The 563-nt window shown below is 60.2% G+C and carries 1 protein-coding gene; it reads right to left on the reverse strand.

The features are described 5' to 3' along the window. Nucleotides 1–82: 82 nt before the first annotated feature. Nucleotides 83–475, reverse strand: a complete 393-nt coding sequence (tnpA, locus tag ACGLHR_RS52150; protein WP_400104013.1) for an IS66-like element accessory protein TnpA — start codon at nucleotides 473–475, stop codon at nucleotides 83–85. Nucleotides 476–563 lie beyond the last annotated feature (88 nt).

Below are 563 nucleotides of genomic sequence, written 5' to 3' on the forward strand. Positions count from 1 at the left end.
TTCACTACGCGAGCCAGGATCGTATCGGTCCCAGCGCGCATATCCATTGGTTCCGTTGCTAACCAAATGGCGTCGATCCGGATCACCGAAGCCACCCTTGTAGCCACAGCGCACAATCGCTCGCGGCCGATACCGGCCAGCGAACGGTAACCGTCGCCGCACCTCGCCGCACTTCAATCTGGATCTCCGTGGGACTGGGTGCGACGCCCGGCGTCTCCAATTGCAATTGCAACGGCACGAACTCCACTGGTGGCGCACCCATCAGTTTCCGGGCTTCCTCTGCCGCATCCAACTCCTCCTGCGTAGCGACCCAACTCCGCACCATGTTCGCATTCAGACGGTAGTGCAGCGCCACCGCCGCAATCGACACGTTCGGCTGCATCGCCGCACGGACCACTTGCGCCTTGAACTCTTTGCTATGTCGTCGACGTCGCGTCGGCTGTACTACGTCCTGGCCTACCTCGATCTCTTCCATCGTGTACACGTGTCCATGCCAAATTTAGATGGACACGATCCTCGCCCTCAATATCCCCCCGATCAAGGTGTGTTCGCCGGGCGCTTAC

The organism is Cupriavidus sp. CuC1, from assembly GCF_044627735.1.
In the GTDB taxonomy this organism is placed as follows: domain Bacteria; phylum Pseudomonadota; class Gammaproteobacteria; order Burkholderiales; family Burkholderiaceae; genus Cupriavidus; species Cupriavidus ulmosensis.